The organism is Vibrio sp. 03_296, assembly GCF_002265885.1.
Window position 1 is genome coordinate 1 of sequence record NZ_NPKW01000574.1, and the last position, 584, is coordinate 584.

At 50.8% G+C, this 584-nt stretch carries 1 pseudogene; it reads right to left on the minus strand.

Annotated features, from left to right (window positions below):
* Positions 1-240: 240 nt before the first annotated feature.
* A pseudogene (locus tag CIK04_RS26270) lies at positions 241-584 on the minus strand (DUF3360 family protein); the annotation flags it as partial.

Consider the following 584-nt stretch of genomic DNA (forward strand, 5'->3'; position numbering starts at 1 on the left):
ATATTCGCCCTCAACCAATTGCGGGGACATTGATTGAAGTAAGCGCTGTAAATCGGTTATGCCGGCCATGATCTTTCCTTGTATTGCGTGACGGGATATGTGTTCACGCAGCATAGGAAGCAAGAGAGAAGAAGTCCATTGAATCAAACTAATGGCGGATCAGTTTGGCTAATTTGAGTTGGCATTAAAAAGAAAAGAATCCGCCCTTTGAGCAGGATCTTTCGGCAAAGCCAGCATTAAAAGAAGTGCAGGGATGCCCGGTAATTGACCCACCGCCGCTAACGCGCCAACACACACCAATACGGTTGCGAGTGGGATGCCTAAACGGTCAGTGCGGTTTAAGGTTTCGCTGCGTTCACGGTTGCCAATCAGGCCCGTGTTGTCGAGCAGCATGGTGATTGCCCAACCGAAGACGGGGTTAACCAAGCGCACAAGCAAACATACAAATGCCAGCACTTTGCGAGTTACGAGCGTTACGCACCATCTGCATGCCCGCTTCCAGTAGTGGGAGGAATACGCCTACCAACAATGCCACGCGCAGTACTGGTTCCCACATAGCCAGATCCATCGGATACCCCARCACA